This is a genomic window from Streptomyces sp. NPDC033131 (assembly GCF_055578365.1).
In genome coordinates, this window is record NZ_JBVIPA010000057.1 from 24,777 (window position 1) to 43,174 (window position 18,398).

13 protein-coding genes and 1 pseudogene are annotated in these 18,398 nt (G+C 71.5%); 2 read left to right on the top strand and 12 right to left on the bottom strand.

Annotated elements, in window-relative coordinates:
- Positions 1-31: 31 nt before the first annotated feature.
- A pseudogene (locus ACZ5XS_RS40960) lies at positions 32-868 on the top strand (D-alanyl-D-alanine carboxypeptidase family protein); the annotation flags it as partial.
- A gap of 59 nt (positions 869-927) precedes the next feature.
- Here the strand turns inward: ACZ5XS_RS40960 and ACZ5XS_RS40965 are convergent.
- The 3 genes from ACZ5XS_RS40965 to ACZ5XS_RS40975 form a co-directional block, all read right to left on the bottom strand.
- Positions 928-2,334 (bottom strand): glycosyltransferase 87 family protein, encoded by a 1,407-nt coding sequence (locus tag ACZ5XS_RS40965; protein WP_468660286.1) that lies wholly within the window; start codon positions 2,332-2,334, stop codon positions 928-930.
- Positions 2,331-3,731, bottom strand: a complete 1,401-nt coding sequence (gene mptB / locus ACZ5XS_RS40970; RefSeq protein ID WP_468660259.1) for a polyprenol phosphomannose-dependent alpha 1,6 mannosyltransferase MptB — start codon at positions 3,729-3,731, stop codon at positions 2,331-2,333. The genes ACZ5XS_RS40965 and mptB overlap by 4 nt, the downstream gene beginning before the upstream one ends.
- Positions 3,732-3,859: 128 nt before the next feature.
- Positions 3,860-4,789, bottom strand: a complete 930-nt coding sequence (locus ACZ5XS_RS40975) for a glutaminase (RefSeq protein ID WP_468660261.1) — start codon at positions 4,787-4,789, stop codon at positions 3,860-3,862.
- 232 nt (positions 4,790-5,021) lie between these two features.
- Here ACZ5XS_RS40975 and ACZ5XS_RS40980 point away from each other — a divergent pair, with 232 nt between their 5' ends.
- A complete protein-coding gene (locus tag ACZ5XS_RS40980; protein WP_468660263.1) occupies positions 5,022-6,773 on the top strand; it encodes a right-handed parallel beta-helix repeat-containing protein in 1,752 nt (583 codons plus the stop codon).
- Here ACZ5XS_RS40980 and ACZ5XS_RS40985 read toward each other — a convergent pair.
- From ACZ5XS_RS40985 to ACZ5XS_RS41025, 9 genes are all read right to left on the bottom strand, one after another.
- On the bottom strand, positions 6,707-8,134 hold the full coding sequence (locus ACZ5XS_RS40985; protein WP_468660265.1) for a UDP-glucose dehydrogenase family protein: 1,428 nt from the start codon (positions 8,132-8,134) through the stop codon (positions 6,707-6,709). The two genes, ACZ5XS_RS40980 and ACZ5XS_RS40985, sit on opposite strands and share 67 nt — an antisense overlap.
- Positions 8,135-8,171: 37 nt before the next feature.
- On the bottom strand, positions 8,172-9,194 hold the full coding sequence (gene galE / locus ACZ5XS_RS40990) for a UDP-glucose 4-epimerase GalE (protein WP_468660267.1): 1,023 nt from the start codon (positions 9,192-9,194) through the stop codon (positions 8,172-8,174).
- 68 nt (positions 9,195-9,262) lie between these two features.
- The gene (locus tag ACZ5XS_RS40995; protein ID WP_468660269.1) at positions 9,263-11,134 is read right to left on the bottom strand and encodes a glycosyltransferase; all 1,872 of its coding nucleotides are present in this window, start codon (positions 11,132-11,134) and stop codon (positions 9,263-9,265) included.
- Positions 11,131-12,159, bottom strand: coding sequence for a UDP-glucuronic acid decarboxylase family protein (locus ACZ5XS_RS41000; protein WP_468660271.1), 1,029 nt, complete (start codon positions 12,157-12,159; stop codon positions 11,131-11,133). Before ACZ5XS_RS41000 ends, ACZ5XS_RS40995 begins: the two co-directional genes overlap by 4 nt.
- Positions 12,160-12,479: 320 nt before the next feature.
- Positions 12,480-13,895 (bottom strand): aspartate ammonia-lyase, encoded by a 1,416-nt coding sequence (gene aspA / locus ACZ5XS_RS41005; protein WP_468660273.1) that lies wholly within the window; start codon positions 13,893-13,895, stop codon positions 12,480-12,482.
- A gap of 116 nt (positions 13,896-14,011) precedes the next feature.
- On the bottom strand, positions 14,012-15,028 hold the full coding sequence (locus ACZ5XS_RS41010) for an asparaginase (RefSeq protein WP_468660288.1): 1,017 nt from the start codon (positions 15,026-15,028) through the stop codon (positions 14,012-14,014).
- A gap of 32 nt (positions 15,029-15,060) precedes the next feature.
- Entirely contained in the window at positions 15,061-16,503 is a 1,443-nt protein-coding gene (locus tag ACZ5XS_RS41015) for an amino acid permease (protein WP_468660274.1), read from the bottom strand.
- Entirely contained in the window at positions 16,500-17,177 is a 678-nt protein-coding gene (locus ACZ5XS_RS41020) for a FadR/GntR family transcriptional regulator (protein WP_468660290.1), read from the bottom strand. The genes ACZ5XS_RS41015 and ACZ5XS_RS41020 overlap by 4 nt, the downstream gene beginning before the upstream one ends.
- Positions 17,178-17,353: 176 nt before the next feature.
- Entirely contained in the window at positions 17,354-18,190 is an 837-nt protein-coding gene (locus ACZ5XS_RS41025; RefSeq protein WP_468660276.1) for an undecaprenyl-diphosphate phosphatase, read from the bottom strand.
- Positions 18,191-18,398 lie beyond the last annotated feature (208 nt).

An 18,398-nucleotide genomic window follows, 5' to 3' on the forward strand; every position in this document is an offset into this window, starting at 1 on the left:
TGCGCGACGACTTCATTCCTACGTTTGCGGTATGACGATCGGATTTACTTCCCGGGTTGCCCTGGCTGCCTCTGCGCTCTGCGCGGTGGGCCTGCTCGCGTTCGCGCCCGCTGCCGCGGCGGCGCACACGGGGGCCGACCCCGCCGCGCCCGGCGTGCCGCGGGCGGCGACCCCGCAGCCCGCCCTGCTGTACCGCTCCGGAACCCAGATCCGGGCGCGCACCGGGGTGCCCGGGGTACCGGACGTCTCCGCGCTCTCGTGGCTGGTGGCCGACGCCCGCACCGGCGAGGTGCTCGCCGCACACAACGCGCACCGCCGGCTGCCTCCCGCCAGCACCCTGAAGACCCTGTTCGCCCTCACCGTGCTGCCGGCCCTCCCGCGTGGCATCCGGCACACGGTCCGCGCGGCGGAACTGACCGGGATCGGCTCCGGCAGCAGCCTGGTCGGAGTGGCCGAGGGCCGCACCTACCGGGTCGCCGACCTGTGGCGCGGGGTGTTCCTCAACTCCGGCAACGACGCCGTGCACGTGCTGGCCGGACTCGGCGGCGGCTGGCGCTCCACGGCCGCGCGGATGCAGGCCAAGGCGCGTGCCCTCGGCGCCCGGGACACGCGGGTGGTGTCACCGGACGGGTACGACATGCCGGGCCAGGTGTCCTCGGCCTACGACCTCGCGGTGTTCGGCCGGGCAGGGCTGCGCAACGCGGAGTTCACGCGGTACTGCGGCACCGTCGACGCCAGGTTCCCGGGCCGCCGCGGACGGTCCTACCCGATCCGGAACACCAACCGGCTGCTGACCGGAGACGACGGCGTGCGGCGGTACCGGGGGCTGATCGGCATCAAGAACGGCTACACCAGCAACGCCGGCAACACGCTCGTCGCCGCCGCCCGCCGGGACGGGCGCACGCTCGTCGTGACGGTGATGAACCCTCAGGCGGGCGGCGGCTTCGCCGTGTACGAGGAAGCCCGGGAACTGCTCGACTGGGGCTTCGCCGCGGCCGGGCGCGTGGAGCCGGTGGGCTCGCTCGACGCACTCCGGGCGAAGCCGCGCTCCGGACCGGCCGCACGGCCGGCGACCACACCGCCCGCGACCGCGCCGTCCGCGGCTGCGCTGCCCGCCACCGACACCGGGCCTCGTTGGCCCTGGACGGGGGCGATCGCCGGTGCCGCCGCGCTCGGTGCCGGGGCCGTCGCGCTGGTGCTGCGGGGCAAGACCGTTGCCGCGGAGCGGAGTTGACCGACGGGCAGCCACAGCAGCAGTCCGAGCGTGATCCAGGTGTAGGCGTTGCCACCGAGGAATCCGCCGACGCCGGACGCGTCGTCGAACCACAGCCAGACCACACTGGTGCACAGCACCGCGTACAGGGCGCCCGCGGTCCGCGGGTGCCCGGCGCGGACCAGAACCGCGAAGGACGGCAGCAGCCAGACCAGGTGGTGCACCCAGGTGATCGGGCTGACCAGGCAGGCGGTCAGGCCGGTGAGGGCGAACGCGGTGGTCCACTCCCCCGCGGCGACCGCCCGGTGGGCGCGGAACGCCCACACGCACAGCACCAGGAGGACCGCCACGGCCCACACCGCGCGCTCCGGTTCACCCAGCCTGGCCAGGACCCCTTGCAGTGACTGGTTGGAGACGTAGTCCAGTCGGCCCACCCGGGTGGTGTCCCACATCGCCTCGGTCCAGTAGAAGCGCGAGGCGTCGGGCGCCACGCAGGCCGCGAGCACCGTCGCCGCGGCGGTGACGGCACTCGCCACCGCGGCGGCCCGCGGGCGCCGGGCGAGCAGCAGCAGCCCGATGAAGAGCACCGGCGTGAGCTTCACCGCGGCCGCGAGACCGATCCCGGCCCCCGCCCAGCGGTCCCGGCCGGCGGTGAGCAGCCGGGCGTCGGCGAGTACGAGTGCCAGCAGCAGGAGGTTCACCTGGCCGAAGCTGATGGTGTCGCGCAACGGTTCGAACAGCGCGAGTGCACAGGCGCCCAGGGCGCAGCCGTACCAGCCGTAGCGCCGCCAGGCCGGTCCGGTGAGGATGCGCAGCACCACGGCCAGGGCGGCGAGGTTGAGCAGCAGCGCGACGGCGATCGCGGCGCGCAGGTCGAGCATCGCCATCGGCAGCATGGCGACGGCCGCGAACGGCGGATAGGTGAAGCCGTACGGCGTCCCGGGCACCCGGTAGTCGTAGATCCGCCCGCCGTGGTGGACCCAGCTGTCCACGGCCCCGTGGTAGACGCGCAGGTCGAACCAGTCGCGCAGCAGCGGCACGGTCGCGGTGAACACGGTCACGACGGCGGCTAGCGCGAGCACGAACAGCAGCCTCGCGCGGTCGGTGCGGGCCGGCGTCATGCCGCCCGCCCCGGCGCCGGAGCGGGCGCCGAAGCCGCCTGGTGGACGTGCCACAGGACGACCACGGCGAGCAGACCGCCGCAGACCGCCAGGACCAGTTGCCCCGTGTCGGCCGGGCCGCCGCTGGGCAGGGTGGCCAGCGCGAGCACACCCGTCACGGCGGCCACCCGGTGCCGCACCGGGGCGCTGGGCGCCGCGGCGGCGATGAGGAACAGGGCCCACAGGGCGTACCAGGGGCGGATCGCCGGGCCGAGGGCGGCCACGGCCGCCAGGCTCAGACCCAGCGCGTACACCGGCCGGGGACGCAGCCGCAGCCAGATGACGAGGACGCCGACCACGGCCGCGACGATCCCGAAGGCGTGCCACGCCGGGACCGCGAGGGGCGCCAGATCGCTGCCGACCCGCTCCAGAAGCGCCCGCGTCGCCCGGCCGAGCAGGCTGGTCAGGGCCCAGTTCCGCGGCGAGACGGGGGTGTCGAGGGCGCCCACCCAGCCGTATCCCGTGCCGGCGACGGCGGTCGCGGCGACCGTGGTGGCCGACGCGGCGAGCGCGGTGGTGACGACGGCCTTCGTACGGCCGTGGCCCGCGCGCACCTGGAGGACGACGACCGCGGCGAGCCCGAGTACGGCGGGCGCCTTGACCAGCGCGGCAAGGGTGACGAGGACGGCGCCCAGCGCCGGCCACCTGCCCAGGGCCGCGACCAGGCCGGCGCCGAGCAGGCCGAGCATGATGGCGTCGTTGTGGGCGCCGGCGACCAGGTGGAGCAGGACCAGCGGATTCAGGGCGCCGAGCCAGAGCGCGGCGGCCGGGTCGACGCCGCTGTGCCGGGCGAGCCGGGGCAGCGCGGCGGCCATCAGTCCGACGCCGAGCAGCGCGACGAGCCGCATCCCGAGGACACCGGCGGGGAGTTCGCCCCGCGTCAGTCCGGACAGCGCGGAGGCCATGCCGATGAAGACCGGGCCGTACGGGGCTCCGGTGTGCCGCCACAGCGGGGAGACCTCGGCGGCGAGCGGGCCGCCGAGCCGGGCGGGGCCGTGCGCGTAGACGTCCAGGTGGGCGTCGACCATGGCGCCCTGCGCGAGGTAGCTGTACACGTCCCGGCTGAACAGCGGGGGCGCGAGCAGCAGCGGTGCCGCCCAGAGCACCAGGACCCCCGTCACGGCGCGCGGGCCGGGCGGCTCGGATCCGTGGATCAGCCGCCCGAGCAGGATCCAGGCCGCGATCAGCAGGACGACACCGAAGTACGCGCCGACCAGACCGAGCACGGCGTGCGCGGAGGCCGGAGCCAGGAGTTCACGCACCGGAAGGGCTCCCGCGGTCTCACCTCCCGCTGCGAGAAAGGCGGTTCCGGCGAGGCCCAGTACCTGGCAGCGGCGGAGATCGACGGGGAAAGCCATGGCCAACACTCGGGAAGCGTGTCAACGTCGGGTGGCCGGAAAGCGACGTACCCGTCTCCGGGCGGGGGCCCGTGTGTGACCGGCAGGTGAGGAGACGTTGCCGGACCGGTTCCGGGGCCGCAGGCCGGTCAGAAGACCGAGACGCCCGTCAGGGTCGTGAAGCGGTCCAGGGCTTCGACCCCGGCCACCGAGTTGCCTCGCTCGTCCAGCCCCGGGCTCCACACGCACAGCGTGCAACGCCCCGGAACCACCGCGATGATGCCGCCGCCCACCCCGCTCTTGCCGGGCAGGCCCACCCGGTAGGCGAAGTCACCCGCCGCGTCGTACGTCCCGCAGGTCAGCAGCACCGCGTTGACCTGCTTGGCCTGGCTCTGGGTGAGCAGCCGCGTGCCGTCGGCGCGCACGCCGTGCCGGGCGAGGAACGTGGTGGCCAGGGCGAGGTCCGCGCAGGAGGCCCTGAGGGAGCACTGCCGGAAGTACTGGTCGAGCAGGACCGGGACCGGGTTGCCGACGTTGCCGTACGACGCCATGAAGTGGGCCAGGGCGGCGTTGCGGTCGCCGTGCGCGGACTCGGAGGCGGCGACCTCCTTGTCGAAGTCCAGGGCGGGGTTGCCGGACTCCGAGCGGAGGAAGGCGAGCAGTTCGCCGGACGCGTCGCCGGTACGGGTGTGGAGGCGGTCGGTGACCACCAGCGCGCCCGCGTTGATGAACGGGTTGCGGGGGATGCCGTTCTCGTACTCCAGCTGGACCAGGGAGTTGAAGGGGTTGCCGGAGGGCTCGCGGCCGACGTGCTCCCAGAGTTGGTCGCCCTCGCGGGCCAGGTCGAGGGCGAGGGTGAAGACCTTGGTGATGGACTGCGTGGAGAACGGCTCCCGCCAGTCGCCCACCCCGTACACGGTGCCGTCCAGTTCGGCCACGGCCATGCCGAAACTGCGCGGGTCGCAGGCCGCGAGCGCCGGGATGTAGTCGGCGGGCCGGCCGCGGCCGGGGGTCCGTTCGATCTCGGCGGCGATGCGCTCAAGGACCGGTTGGAACTGCGGGGACATGAGCGTCATCATGCCGCACGCCTGTCCTTGGAGTGTCCCCGGGTCGCCGTGGGACCCGCGCCGGCCGTGGGGACCCGGTCCGGTCTCGTGTGCGGCAGCCGTGGCGGTACGGCAGGAGGCCAATCAGGCATGTCTTGGTCCGCACCGCGCGTGCTGGCCCGCCGATCCCGGGCTCGCACGTCAGGGTGAAAGTCTGCGGCCTCCACGAGTCGGGGTCCGCGCGGCCATCGAGCAGACAGGAGCGATGTTGCGCCAGCGGAACGAAGGCGACGGAGCCACCGGCTTGCAGCGGCAGGCCGACAGGAAGAGCACCGGGTGGTTCGCCGGTCTGCTGCGGCGAAGTACCGCAGGCGGCCTGTGCGCGACGGCGGTGCTACTGGCCGGGTGCGGCATGCCCACCCCGTACGTGCCCCTGCTGGAGAACCCGAAGGACGGACGAACGTTCTATCTCAGTCCTCGGGGAGACGACAGCGACGACGGCCGGACGCCGAAGACCGCCTGGCGCACGCTCCGGCGTGCCGATGCCTTGCGGTTCAAGCCGGGCGACCGGCTGCGGCTGGAGGCAGGCGCACGCTTCCCCGGCGGGTTGAGCATCGGCCAGGGGGACGCCGGCAACACCCGCAAGCCTGTCGTGATCGAGTCCTACGGAGAGGGTCGTGCCACGATCACGGCCCGCGGCACGCGCGCCATCGAGGTGCACAACACGAGCGGAGTCGTCGTCCGTGACCTGGTTCTCGTCGGCGACGCCGCGTCCTACAGGTCGCGCGACGGCATCGCCTTCGTCAGCGACCTGCCCGGCGAGCGGAAACTGCCGTACGTCCGGGTCTCGGGTGTCGAGGTGTCGGGCTTCCGCAACGGCATCCGGCTGCACGGCGGCACCGAGGCATCCGGCTTTCGCAACGTGGTGATCAGCGACTGCGCGCTGCACGACAACCAGGACGCCGGTCTCGTGGCGGACGGCCCTCCTTTCTCCGCCGACGCGCCCGCCTACGCGCACGACGAGGTGACGGTGTCGAGGGTGACGGCGTACCGGAATCTCGGGGACCCCCGGGCGTCCGACCGCAACACCGGCAGCGGCATCGTCCTCGGCAGCGTCCGCCGGGGCACGGTGGAGCGGTCCGTCACCCACGACAACGGGAGCTCGTCCTCGCCGGAGGCCGTCGAGGGTCCCGAGGGCATCTGGACGTACGACTCGACGCGGATGACGCTGCAGCGGAACGTCTCCTACCGGAATCACAGCGGCTCCCGGGTGGACGGCGGCGGGTTCGGCCTCGACAACAACGTGTCCCACTCGGTGATGCAGTACAACCTGGCCTACGGGAACGACGGTTCGGGCTTTCTGGCGTACTCCGCCGCCCCGAACGCGGCACACACGGGCAACATGATCCGGTACAACATCAGCCACAACGACAGCCGCGAGCTCCAGCAGTACGGCGGCATCGTCGCGCTCGGTACGCGGGTCAGCGATCTCGCGATCTACCAGAACACGGTGCTGATCACGGCCAACGGCCCGGTCCGCGCCCCGGCGCTCCGGCTCGAGCCCAGCCTGCGCGACGTCACCGTGCGCAACAACGTGTTCGTCACGGACGGCTCGCCCGTCGTCGCGGCACAGGGGACCTTCGACGCGTCGGCCGTGCTGATGCAGGGCAACGACTACCACAGCTCGGGAGACTGGGCCCTGCTGTGGGGCGGGCGCGAGTACAGCGACATGGTCGCCTGGCGCCAGGAGACGAGTCAGGAGACGCTGGGGGCGCAGGTCACCGGCACCGACCGCGACCCCTGCCTCGCCCCCGTCCCGCTGCCCGCGGCCGGCCCGGACCTGCGCGGCAGCGGACCGACGCGCGGCGCACTCGCGGGGCGGTGCGTCCACACGCTGGCCGCTGCCGCCGTGGACCTGCGTGCCATGGGGGTCGACCCCGGGCAGGTGGACTACTTCGGCACGCCGCTGAGCGGATCGCCCGGCGTGGGAGCCGTGCAGAGCGGTCCGACCGCCTGAGGGATGGTCACCCGCAGGGCATCGCCCGGGCCCGGCGGGGGAACGTGGACCGGACGTCCCAGGGCGCGGACGTGCCAGCCGGCCTCCCGCCAGAGGGCCGGGTCCAGGGCGTTGCGCGCGTCGACCATCCGCGGTGCGCGGACCACCTCGGACAGCTTCACCGGGTCGAGTGCGCGGTACTGGCGCCACTCGGTCAGGTGCAGCACCAGATCCGCGTCCCGGCAGGCCTCCATGACGTCCGTGCAGTAGGCGGGCCCGGGCAGCGCCGCGCGCGCGTTGTCGATGCCCTCCGGATCGTGCACGCGCACGTCGGCGCCCTGGGCGACGATCTCGGCGGCGACGGCCAGTGCCGGTGAGTCCCGCACGTCGTCGCTGTCGGGCTTGAAGGTGGCGCCCAGCACCGCGACCCGCCGTCCGGTGAACTCGCCGCACAGGACATGGCGGGCCAGGTCGACCGTCCGCCGACGCTGCCGGTGGTTGATCCCGTCGACCTGGCGCAGGAAGGACACCGCCTCCCCCACCTGCAGTTCCTCGGCCCGAGCGAGGAACGCGCGGATGTCCTTGGGCAGACACCCGCCGCCGAAACCGAGGCCGGCGGACAGGAACGCCCGCCCGATGCGCGCGTCGCGGCCGAGGGCGTCGGCCAGGGTCACCACGTCGGCACCCGAGGCATCACACACCTCCGCCATGGCGTTGATGAACGAGATCTTCGTCGCCAGGAAGGAGTTGGCGGCGACCTTCACCAGTTCCGCGGTGGCGGGATCGGTGCTGACGTAGGCGACACCGGCCCGCAGCATCGGTTCGTAGACGCCGCGCAGGGTCTGGTCGGCACGGGGCGAGGTGACGCCTACGACCAGCCGGTCGGGGCGCAGGGTGTCCTGGACGGCGAATCCCTCGCGCAGGAACTCCGGGTTCCAGGCGACCTCGGCGTCGACGCCGGGACGGATTCGTGCTGTCACCCTGCGGGTGAGGGCCCGGGTGGTGCCCACCGGCACGGTCGATTTCCCGGCGATCAGGCTGTCGCGGGTGAGGAGGGGGGCCAGCCCGTCGACGACCGCCTCGACGTGGCGCAGGTCGGCGGCGAGACCGTCGGCGCGTTGCGGTGTGCCGACGCACACGAAGTGCACGTCGGCGAAGTCGGCCGCCTCCTTCAGGGAGGTGGTGAAACGCAGCCGCCCGGCACGGGTGTTCCTGATGAGGATGTCCGGCAGGCCGGGTTCGAAGAAGGGCGCCCGGCCTGCCGCGAGCGCCGCGATCTTCTCGCTGTCGGTGTCGACGCCCAGGACGTCGTGTCCGATGTCCGCCATGCACGCGGCGTGCACGGCTCCGAGGTACCCCGTACCGATGACGGTCAACCGCATGGAGGTTCTCCTGTCTTGGGCCGCCGACGTCGACGGGTCAGCGGGCGTAGCCGTGAGGGTTGAGTTCCTGGAACCGCCAGGCGTCACGGCACATGGCGGCGAGGTCACGCGTGGTGGTCCAGTCCCAGGCCTCGGCCACCGCGCTCGCGTCGGCGACGAGCTCGGCGACGTCGCCGGGTCTGCGGTCGACGACCTGGTAGGGAACGGGCCGGCCGCTCGCCTCGCCGAAGGCCGCGACCAGTTGCAGCACGGAGGTGCCGGTGCCCGTGCCCAGGTTGAACACCCGCATGCCGGTGCGGTCGTCCAGGTGCTCGAGGGCCACCCGGTGTCCCTCGGCGACGTCCACGACGTGGATGTAGTCCCGCACTCCGGTGCCGTCCGGCGTGGGGTAGTCGTCCCCGAAGACGCTCAGCTTCTCCCGTCGGCCCACGGCGACCTGGGCGACGTAGGGCATGACGTTGTCGGGAACGCCCTGCGGGTCCTCGCCGAGCAGGCCGCCGGGGTGGGCTCCGACCGGGTTGAAGTAGCGCAGGGCGAGCACCTTCATGTCCGTCAGGTGGGTGCAGACGTCCTCCAGGATCCGCTCGCACATCAGCTTGGTGCGGGCGTAGGGGTTCGTGGGCGCCACCGGGCTCCGCTCGGTCAGGGGCACCGTCCGTGCGTCGCCGTAGACGGAGCACGACGAGGAGAAGACCAGCCGGCGGACGGCGTGCTCGTACATGACCGACAGCAGTGCGCAGGTGCCGCCCACGTTGGTGTCGTAGTACTCGACCGGCAGCGCCACCGACTCCCCGACCGCCTTGTGGGCGGCGAAATGGATGACGGCGTCCACCTTGTGGGTGGCGAACACCTGCGCGAGGGCTTGCCGGTCGCGCACGTCGACCCGGTAGGCGGCGGCGAGCGGCCGGCCCGCGGTCTTGGCGATGCGGTCCAGCGCGTGGGGGGAGCTGTTGACGTGGTTGTCGACGACGACGACTTCGTGACCGTGGGCGAGCAGTTCGACGCAGGTGTGGCTGCCGATGAAGCCGGCGCCACCGGTCACCAGGACCGTTTCGGGCATCGGGTACCTCGTTTTCGTCAGGGAGGGGTGGGGCGTCCCGGGCGGGTGCTCCGGGCGGTCACCCGGCATCAGCCCGGGAGGAAGCCGCGCACATAGGTGGGGAACAACAGCAGGGCGAAGGCCAGCGGTACGAGCGCGACGACCCCCAGGGTCAGCGGAAGGAGGGCCGTCCGCAGCGCCCGGTGCACGCCGACACCCGCGGACCTCGCGGTCTCACGGATGTGCAGCAGGCTGACGGTGAGGGTCACCAGCGCGTAGGCGAGGGAGCCGAGGAGACACAGGAACACGTAGCCGAGCGCGGGGCCGGTCAGCTGCCCGATCACGGCCGCGCCGGACAGGACGGTGGTGATCAGGAGGTAGGGGAGCATCAGGCGCAGCGGCAACGGCTCCATGCCGTGACGGACCTTGGGCGTCACCTTGAAGACGACCCTTCTCGGCCGCAGGCGCTGCGCCAGCGCGGCCGCGGCTCCCCAGGCCACCCACGGCCAGCGGGTCAGCCCGAACAGCCAGCCCTCCCAGCTCAGCAGCGGCGCGTCGACAGGCCGCAGCAGGCCGCGTCTGCGCAGCAGCAGGGTGAGCAGGATCAGGAACAACGACATGGCCCAGAAGTGCAGGAGGAAGGCGCCGTAGTTGACGTTGATCCACGGCTGGCCCGTGACCGCGGCGATGGGCGGCAGCAGCAGGCCGGCGGTGGTCGTCAGCGCGAGCAGCGGATAGTAGGAGAGGGCGAACGCGAACCGGATCCGCAGCCGGCCGGGCATCCGCCGCAGATGCTTCGGGAGCATGCCCAGCAGCATGAACACCAGGCTCCGCGACCACTGGAACTCCTGCGTCACCATGGCTGCGAAGGTGATGGGGCCGTCGCCGTGCGCCTCCGCGTCGATGGCGAACGCCCCGTGCCAGCCGGCCGAGTTCAGCAGGAACGTCGTCGCGAAGTCCTCGGCCAGCTCGGGGCCGAGCCCGCCGATGTCCTGGAGGGCGCGGGTTCGTACGGCGTAGTGGGAGCCGATGCACAGCGGTGCCAGGCCGTCGGAGTGACCCAGTTGCATCGGTCCGTGGAAGGTGGCCTCGCGGTGCAGCCGTCCGCGTGCCGACCACGAGGTGCGGGCGTTGGCGTCGCACACGCTGGGGGCGGCGACGTAGCCGACGGCCGGATCCGCGAACGGCCGGACCACTTCCGCCAGGTAGCGGGGGTGGGGCACGTGGTCGACGTCGAGCTGGGCGACCACGTCGTAGTCGCTGTAGCCCCAGTGGTCGTAGAAGTGTGCGAGGTTGCCCTCCTTGCACCGGGTGCGGCGGGGCCAGGCGTCGCGATGGTAGGACGCGGCACCGCGGCGGCAGGACACGCGCACGGCGTTGGCCTCGCACCAGTCCAGGATCTCCTGGCTCGGGTCCTCGTCGCACAGCCATACGTCGTAGCGGTGCGGGAAGTCCTGGCGCAGCATCGCGGTCAGAGTGGTACGGGCGACCGGCCAGGGCTCCGACGGTGCCCGGGTCACCACGAACGCGGTCCGCAGCCGGGGCACCTCGACGGCGGGGTCGAAGGTGCGCAGCCGCACCATCACGACGACGAAGTACAGGGGCAGCACGGACAGGTACAGCAGGAGGACGCTGTTCACCGCGAAGCCCGCCCAGCCGACCCGGTGTTCCGGGCGCAGCCACCACTCCCAGAAGCAGACGAGGGACGCCCACCAGCACACCGCGAGCAGGGACACCTTCATCTGGTCGAGGCGCCCCAGCCGTGGGATCCAGGACGTGGGCCCGGGCGTGAGCGATCTGCGCGGCTTGCCGAAAACCGGTCCGTCGGCCGGCATGCCGACGACGTTGCCCGCCGAGAGGGTCCACAGGTGGGTTCTCAGCATCGCCTCGTCGGTGTCCGCCCGCCCCGGAACACCGTCCAGGGCGGTGCCGCGCGTACGGCCGTGATCCGTCTGGGTCACGACGCGGCGGTGGTCGCGCCGACCGGGCGGGACTCCGCCGTGGCGACGCCGTCCTGCTGCCCGCCCTGGATCGCGGAGAGTGCGGCGGCGATGTCGTCCGGGCGGGCGCCGAACCATTCCACCGTTCGGCGCAGACCCTCCTCGATGCCGACCTCGGGGTGCCATCCCAGGCGCTGTGCCGCCCGGGCGATCACCGGCCGACGGCGGGTGGGGTCGTCGACCGGCAGCGGATGGAACTGGATCTCGGCCTGGGACCCCGTCAGGTTCAGCACCAGTTCGGCGAGTTGCAGGACCGTCAGTTCGACGGGATTTCCCAGGTTGACCGGTCCGGGTTCGTCGTGGTCGAGCATGGCCACGATTCCGCGCACCAGGTCGTCGACGTAGCAGAAACTGCGGGTCTGCTTTCCGTCGCCGTAGACGGTCAACGGCTCCTGGGCGAGTGCCTGGACGACGAAACTGGAGACGACCCGGCCGTCGTGCGGGCGCATTCGGGGACCATAGGTGTTGAAGATGCGCACGATTCCGGTGTTGGTTCCGCGGTTCGTCCGGTAGGCCTGGGTCAGCGCCTCGGAGAACCTTTTCGCCTCGTCGTAGACGCTGCGCGGGCCGATGGGATTCACATGGCCCCAGTACGTCTCGTCCTGAGGGTGTACTTCGGGGTCCCCGTACACCTCGCTCGTGGAGGCGAGGACGAAGCGGGCGGCGTGGCGCGTCGCCAGTCGCAGCGCGTTCTCCGTGCCTCGGCTGCCCACAGCGAGTGTTTCCAGAGGGCGGGCGAGGTAGTCGGGAGGCGAGGCTGGGCTGGCCAGGTGGGCGACCGCGTCCACGGTCCCGGACACCTCGACCGACCGGCTGACGTCACCACGGACCAGTTCGAAGGCCGGGTCGTTGAGAAAAGGTGCGATGTTCGCTGGATCGCCGGTCGAGAAGTCGTCGAAGCACACGACCTCGTCACCGCGCCGAAGGAGTGTTTCGCAAAGATGCGAACCGAGAAAACCGCCGCCACCTGTCACGGCCACACGCATGAATTCTCCTGGACTCGCCGAAGGGATTCCATCACTCCGCCCGGCGCAGGGTGTACGGGGATCGCTCGCCAGGACAGGAGACGGCCCCTTTCGAGGGCCGCACAATTCATCATATGAGCGTAAATAGCACTTTCCGGAGCGTGGTGACACGGGCTGCGCCGATCAGCCGGTACCGCCCGAGGGCTGCCGCCCCTCGCCATCCCGTCACCGCTCGGATGTGAGGGGCGCACCACCCCGGCGCGGTTCATCCCTTAGCGTGACGGCGCCGCGTGTCGGCCCGGCGCGGCCACCGGTGTCACACGGCACGCGGATGCCCTACGTCAGATCGCCCGCTCCGTGCCGCTGCCGGCGAGGACCTCCGGGCGAAGGAGGTCCGCCAGGCGCTCGGCCGGCAGCAGGCCCTTCTCCAGCACGAGCTCGGCCACCCCCCGGCCGGTCGCGAGGGCCTCCTTGGCGATGTCGGTGGCCGCGGTGTAGCCGATGTGCGGGTTGAGGGCGGTGACCAGGCCGATGGAGTTCTCCACGCTCGCGCGCAGCGCCTCGGTGTTGGCGGTGATGCCGTCCACGCAGCGTTCGGCGAGGGTGAGGCAGGCGGCGCGCAGGTGGGTGATGGACTCCGACAGGGAGTGCAGGATGACCGGCTCGAAGGCGTTGAGCTGGAGCTGTCCGGCCTCGGCGGCCATGGTGATGGTGACGTCGTTGCCGATCACCTCGAAGGCGACCTGGTTGACGACCTCGGGGATCACCGGGTTGACCTTGCCGGGCATGATGGACGAACCGGCCTGCACCGGCGGCAGGTTGATCTCGCCGAGGCCCGCGCGCGGCCCGGAGGACAGCAGGCGCAGGTCGTTGCAGCTCTTGGAGAGCTTGACGGCGACCCGCTTGAGCACGCCGGACATCTGCACGAACGCGCCGCAGTCCTGGGTGGCCTCGACCAGGTTGGCGGCCGTGACCAGCGGCAGCCCGGTGATCTCGGAGAGGTGGCGACGGGCCGACTCGGCGTATCCGGCGGGGGCGTTCAGCCCGGTGCCGATCGCCGTGGCACCCAGGTTGATCTCATGGATCAGCTCGGCGGCCTCTGCGAGCCGGTGGCGGTCCTCCTCGATCATCACCGCGTACGCCGAGAACTCCTGGCCGAGCGTCATCGGCACCGCGTCCTGGAGCTGCGTACGCCCCATCTTCAGCACGTCACGGAACTCGACCGCCTTGCGGGCGAAGGCGTCCTGGAGCACGGACATCGCCCTGAGCAGCTCGCTCACCGCGAAGACCGTCGCGACCTTGACGGCGGTCGGGTAGACGTCATTGGTGGACTGGCCGAGGTTGACGTCCTCGTTGGGGTGCAGGTGCCGGTACTCGCCCTTGGCGTGTCCGAGCAGTTCCAGCGCCCGGTTGGCGACGACCTCGTTGGCGTTCATGTTCGTCGAGGTGCCGGCGCCGCCCTGGATGACGTCGACGACGAACTGGTCGTGCAGCTTGCCCTCGCGGATCTCCCGGCAGGCCTCGACGATCGCGGCGGCCTTCCTCGGCTCCAGCAGGCCGAGCTCCTCGTTGGCGAGGGCGGCGGCCTCCTTGACCGCGGCGAGCGCGTCGATGAGGTGCGGGTAGGCGGAGATCCGGGTGCCGGTGATGGGGAAGTTCTCGGTGGCGCGCAGGGTGTGGACGCCCCAGTACGCGTCGGCGGGGACGTCGCGGTCGCCGAGCAGATCGTGCTCGGTGCGGGTGAGGGCGGTGGTCATGAGGGTACGGGTCCTCTTTCCGAAGGGTGAGGGTGAGCGCCCCGAAAGGGGCGCGGGGAACTGCGCGACCAGCCGCATACGGCCCGCGGACCGATGGCGGCCCGGCCGGCGAAGCGTTACGCGCAGGCAGACAAAGTGACCGGATCGAGCGCGCGCACCGGTCGTACGCAGCCGACCGGTTCGCCGCCGCCGAGCAGCGGCTCGCCCGCGAACTCGCCGAGCAGCTCCGGGTCGATGCCCGCCCGCGCGAGGGCGGCCGCGGCGACCGGGATCCGTGCCCGGTTCGCCCCGTCGGCGATCTTCACGGCAACCGCTCTGCCATCGGCCAGCGCAGCGACATGCACGCCCTCGAACCCGTCCTTGGCCAGCAGCCCCGGCACGGCCCGCATCTGCGCGGCGACGTCCCGGCCGGAGCCGGACGCCATCTCGGCGTGCTCGCGCATCGCGTCGGCCACCCGCGCCTCCGGCGTGCCGGGTGCGGCGGTGGTGATGCGGGCGGTGGCCCGGGCGAGGCCGTGCAGGGAGACGGAGAACAAGGGCGCTCCGCAGCCGTCGACGGTCACCCGGGCGATGCGCTGCCCGGTGAGGTCCTCGACGATCTCGGCGATCGCCTGCTGGAGCGGGTGCCCGGGGTCGGTGTAGTCGTCCAGGGTCCAGCCGTTGAGCCTGCAGAGGTACAGCATGGCCGCGTGCTTGCCGGAGCAGTTCTGGGCGAGCCGGGAGGGCATCCTGCCGTCCCGGATCCAGTCGTCCCGGACGACCGGGTCGAAGGGCAGGTCGGTGACGTTGCGCAGGTGGTCCTCGGTGAGTCCGGCGAGCTCCAGGATCCGCCGGGTACCGGCGAGGTGGCGTTCCTCGCCGGAGTGGCTGGCCGCGGCGAGCGAGAGCAGTTCGCCGTCGAGCGGGAGTCCCGCCCGGACCATGGCGACGGCCTGGACCGGCTTGAGGGCCGAGCGGGGGTAGAAGGCGGCCTCGATGTCGCCCAGTTGGAAGTGGACCTGGCCGCCGGTGTCGAGGACGACGACGGAGCCGTAGTGGATGCCCTCCACGACCCCGCCGCGTATGAGGTGGGCGACGGGAGCGTGAAGGGGCTCACGGATCAGGGGTGCGTCCGCGACGGAGCTGTTGTACATCACTGCCTGGGTGTGGTCGGCCGGCGCGTGGATCACGCGTCGGCTCCGGTGGTGGACTTGCGCGCGGTGTTGCGGCGGATGGCGAACCATCCGGCGACCAGCGCCCCGCCGATCAGCGGGAGGCACAGCACGGTGGTGCGGCCGGCGCCGCCGTCGGCGTACATGAGGACCAGGACGGAGGCGAGGAAGGCCAGCGTCACGAGCTCGGTCCAGGGGGATCCCGGCAACCGGTAGGAGGGGCGGGACAGTTCGCCCTTCTGCGTCTTCTGCCAGAACACCAGGTGGCAGACCATGATCATGCCCCAGGTGGAGAGGATGCCGATCGCGGCGAAGTTGAGCACGATCTCGAACGCGTCGGCGGGGACGACGAAGTTGAGGCCGACGCCGAGGACGCAGATGCCGCTGGTGAGCAGGATGCCGCCGTAGGGCACCTGGCTGCGGCTCATCACGCCCGTGAACTTCGGGGCGGAGCCGGACATCGCCATGGAGCGCAGGATGCGGCCCGTGGAGTACAGGCCGGAGTTGAGCGAGGACATGGCCGCGGTGAGGACGACGAGGTTCATCACGCCGCCGGCCGCCGGGATGCCGATGTTGGACAGCACCGTCACGAAGGGGCTCTCGCCGGACGTGTACTTGTTCCACGGGAGCAGCATGGACAGCAGGACCACCGAGCCGACGTAGAACAGACCGACACGCCACATGATCGAGTTGATCGCCTTCGGCATGATCTTCTCGGGGTTCTCGGTCTCGCCCGCCGCGACCCCGACCAGCTCGACGGAGGCGTAGGCGAAGACGACGCCCTGGATGATCAGCAGCATGGGCAGCAGGCCGTGGGGGAAGACGCCGCCGTTGTCGGTGATCAGGGACGGGCCCGGATCGTGCCCGTCGACCGGGTGCTGGGTGACCAGCAGGAAGATGCCGATGAGCATGAAGGCGACGAGCGCGCCGACCTTGATGATCGCGAACCAGAACTCCAGTTCGCCGAACATCTTCACGGATATGAGGTTCACGGTGAGGACGACCGCGAGCGCGATGAGCGCGATCACCCACTGCGGGATGTCGGAGAACATGCCCCAGTAGTGGGTGTAGACGGCCACGGCGGTGATGTCGGCGATGCCGGTGGTGGCCCAGTTGAGGAAGTACATCCAACCCGCGACGTAGGCGCCCTTCTCGCCGAGGAACTCGCGGGCGTACGACACGAAGGCACCCGACGAGGGCCGGTACAGGACGAGTTCGCCGAGCGCGCGGACGACCAGGAAGGCGAAGAGGCCGCAGACCGCGTAGGCGACGAAGAGGGAGGGCCCGGCCTCGGCGAGGCGGCCGCCGGCGCCGAGGAAGAGGCCGGTGCCGATGGCGCCGCCGATGGCGATCATGTTGACGTGCCGGGACTTCAGGGACTTGCTGTAGCCGGCGTCTCCGGCGTCGACGTGCGCGGTCTGTTTGCGGGTCGCCTCTTGGAGGTGTTGCTCGCTCACGCCTCGGGTCCGCCTTCCGTGGGGGTGTCCGTGCGCGCGGGGCGCACGATGTCGGTGAGGGTCGTCTCGACGCGGTCGAGGTGGTGGGCCATCGCCTCCACCGCGTCGGTCTCGGAACCGTCCATCAGCGCCTCGACGATCGCCCGGTGCTCGCGGTTGGACTGCTCGCGCCGGCCCCCCAGTTCGTTGAGGAACGCCGACTGGCGGGCCAGTGCGTCGCGGATCTCCTCGATGACCCGGCGGAAGACGGGGTTCTGGGCGGCCTCGGCCACGCCGAGGTGGAACAGCGTGTCCATCGCGACCCACGCGGTGGTGTCGGTCTCCCGCTCCATCCGGTCCAGGAGGTGGGCCAGGTGGTCGAGGTTCTCCGCGGTGCGGCGCCGGGCCGCGTACCCGGCGACCGGGATCTCGACGTGGCGGCGCACCTCCAGCAGGTCGCTGGCCGCGTAGTCGCCGAAGGTGGGGTCCTCGACGGCGCTCGCGACCACGAAGGTGCCCTTGCCGGTCTTGGAGACCGTCAGCCCCATGGTCTGCAGGGCCCTGAGGGCCTCGCGCAGCACGGGGCGGGAGACCTCGAGGGTGCGGCACAGCTCCGCCTCGGAGGGGAGCTTGTCGCCGATCGCGTACTCGCCGCGCTCGATGGCACTTCGCAGATGCCCGAGCACCGCTTCCATGGCACTGACGCGCCGCGGGCCCTGACTGGCTGTCTGGCTGTCTGACAGGTTCACGGGAGTGATACTCCGGGGGTCGTAAGGCCCCTGTCAAGGTGTCTGAAACAGTGAATTCACGGGGTGTGAAGCCTGAAAGTGTCTTCACGCCCCGTGCGGGCGACCGCCGGGGCCGCCGTGGGTCAGCTGCTCAGCCCGCCCGTGGCCAGCAGCCCGAACAGCAGCACCCCCACGATGATCCGGTAGACCACGAAGGCGTTGAAGGAGTGCCTGGCGACGAACCGCAGCAGCCAGGCGATGGACGCGTAGGCCACACCGAAGGAGACGACGGTACCGACGGCGAGCGGCGCCGCGCCCACGCCGGCCCCGAGGGCGTCCTTGAGCTCGTACAGCCCGGCTCCGGTCAGGGCGGGGATGCCGAGGAAGAACGACAGCCGCGTCGCCGCCACCCGGTCAAGGTCCAGGATCAGCGCCGTCGACATGGTGGCGCCGGAGCGCGAGAAGCCCGGGAAGAGCAGGGCGAGGATCTGTGAACCGCCCACCAGCATGGCGTCCTTGAACGAGGTGTCGTCCTCTCCGCGCTTGTGCCGGCCCATCTGGTCCGCCGCCCACATCACACCGCTGCCGGCGATCAGCGAGCCCGCCACCACCCACAGCGAGGCGAGCGGTCCTTCGATGAGCGGCTTGGCGGCCAGGCCGACGGCCACGATCGGGATGGTCGCGCAGATCACCCACCAGGCGAACTTGTAGTCGTGGTGGTGACGCTCCTCCTTGTTCACCAGCCCGCGGCCCCACGCCGAGACGATCCGCACGATGTCCCTGAAGAAGTACACCAGCACGGCGGCGATCGCCCCGACCTGGATCACGGCCGAGAACCCGACGACGGAGTCGTCGTCGACCGGTATGCCCATCAGCCCCTCGACGATCTTCAGATGGCCCGTGGAGGAGACGGGCAGGAACTCGGTCACCCCCTCGACGGCTCCTAGGACGACGGCCTGACCGACGCTGATGACGCTCATGGGATCCAGTTCTGCTCAGGAGACTGATGCGGGCGGGCTCCGTCTTACTACACGCACACGAGAGCCGGGCCGCACGCGGACGCCGGACCAACCGCACCGGACCGGCGGCCGAGCGCCTAGGCCCAATGCCGGTGACTTAAGTTCTGTCTCGCCGAGTGATGGTGAGGGTGTCCGGTGCGGGTGGTGTCCAGTTGCGGTGCTGGGCCCG

Coding starts and splice junctions, on each gene's coding strand:
- ACZ5XS_RS40965 (WP_468660286.1), bottom strand. CDS start 2,334: ATGACGCCGGCCCGCACCGACCGCGCGAGGCTGCTGTTCGTGCTCGCG.
- mptB (WP_468660259.1), bottom strand. CDS start 3,731: ATGGCTTTCCCCGTCGATCTCCGCCGCTGCCAGGTACTGGGCCTCGCC.
- ACZ5XS_RS40975 (WP_468660261.1), bottom strand. CDS start 4,789: ATGATGACGCTCATGTCCCCGCAGTTCCAACCGGTCCTTGAGCGCATC.
- ACZ5XS_RS40980 (WP_468660263.1), top strand. CDS start 5,022: ATGTTGCGCCAGCGGAACGAAGGCGACGGAGCCACCGGCTTGCAGCGG.
- ACZ5XS_RS40985 (WP_468660265.1), bottom strand. CDS start 8,134: ATGCGGTTGACCGTCATCGGTACGGGGTACCTCGGAGCCGTGCACGCC.
- galE (WP_468660267.1), bottom strand. CDS start 9,194: ATGCCCGAAACGGTCCTGGTGACCGGTGGCGCCGGCTTCATCGGCAGC.
- ACZ5XS_RS41000 (WP_468660271.1), bottom strand. CDS start 12,159: ATGCGTGTGGCCGTGACAGGTGGCGGCGGTTTTCTCGGTTCGCATCTT.
- aspA (WP_468660273.1), bottom strand. CDS start 13,895: ATGACCACCGCCCTCACCCGCACCGAGCACGATCTGCTCGGCGACCGC.
- ACZ5XS_RS41010 (WP_468660288.1), bottom strand. CDS start 15,028: ATGTACAACAGCTCCGTCGCGGACGCACCCCTGATCCGTGAGCCCCTT.
- ACZ5XS_RS41020 (WP_468660290.1), bottom strand. CDS start 17,177: ATGGAAGCGGTGCTCGGGCATCTGCGAAGTGCCATCGAGCGCGGCGAG.
- ACZ5XS_RS41025 (WP_468660276.1), bottom strand. CDS start 18,190: ATGAGCGTCATCAGCGTCGGTCAGGCCGTCGTCCTAGGAGCCGTCGAG.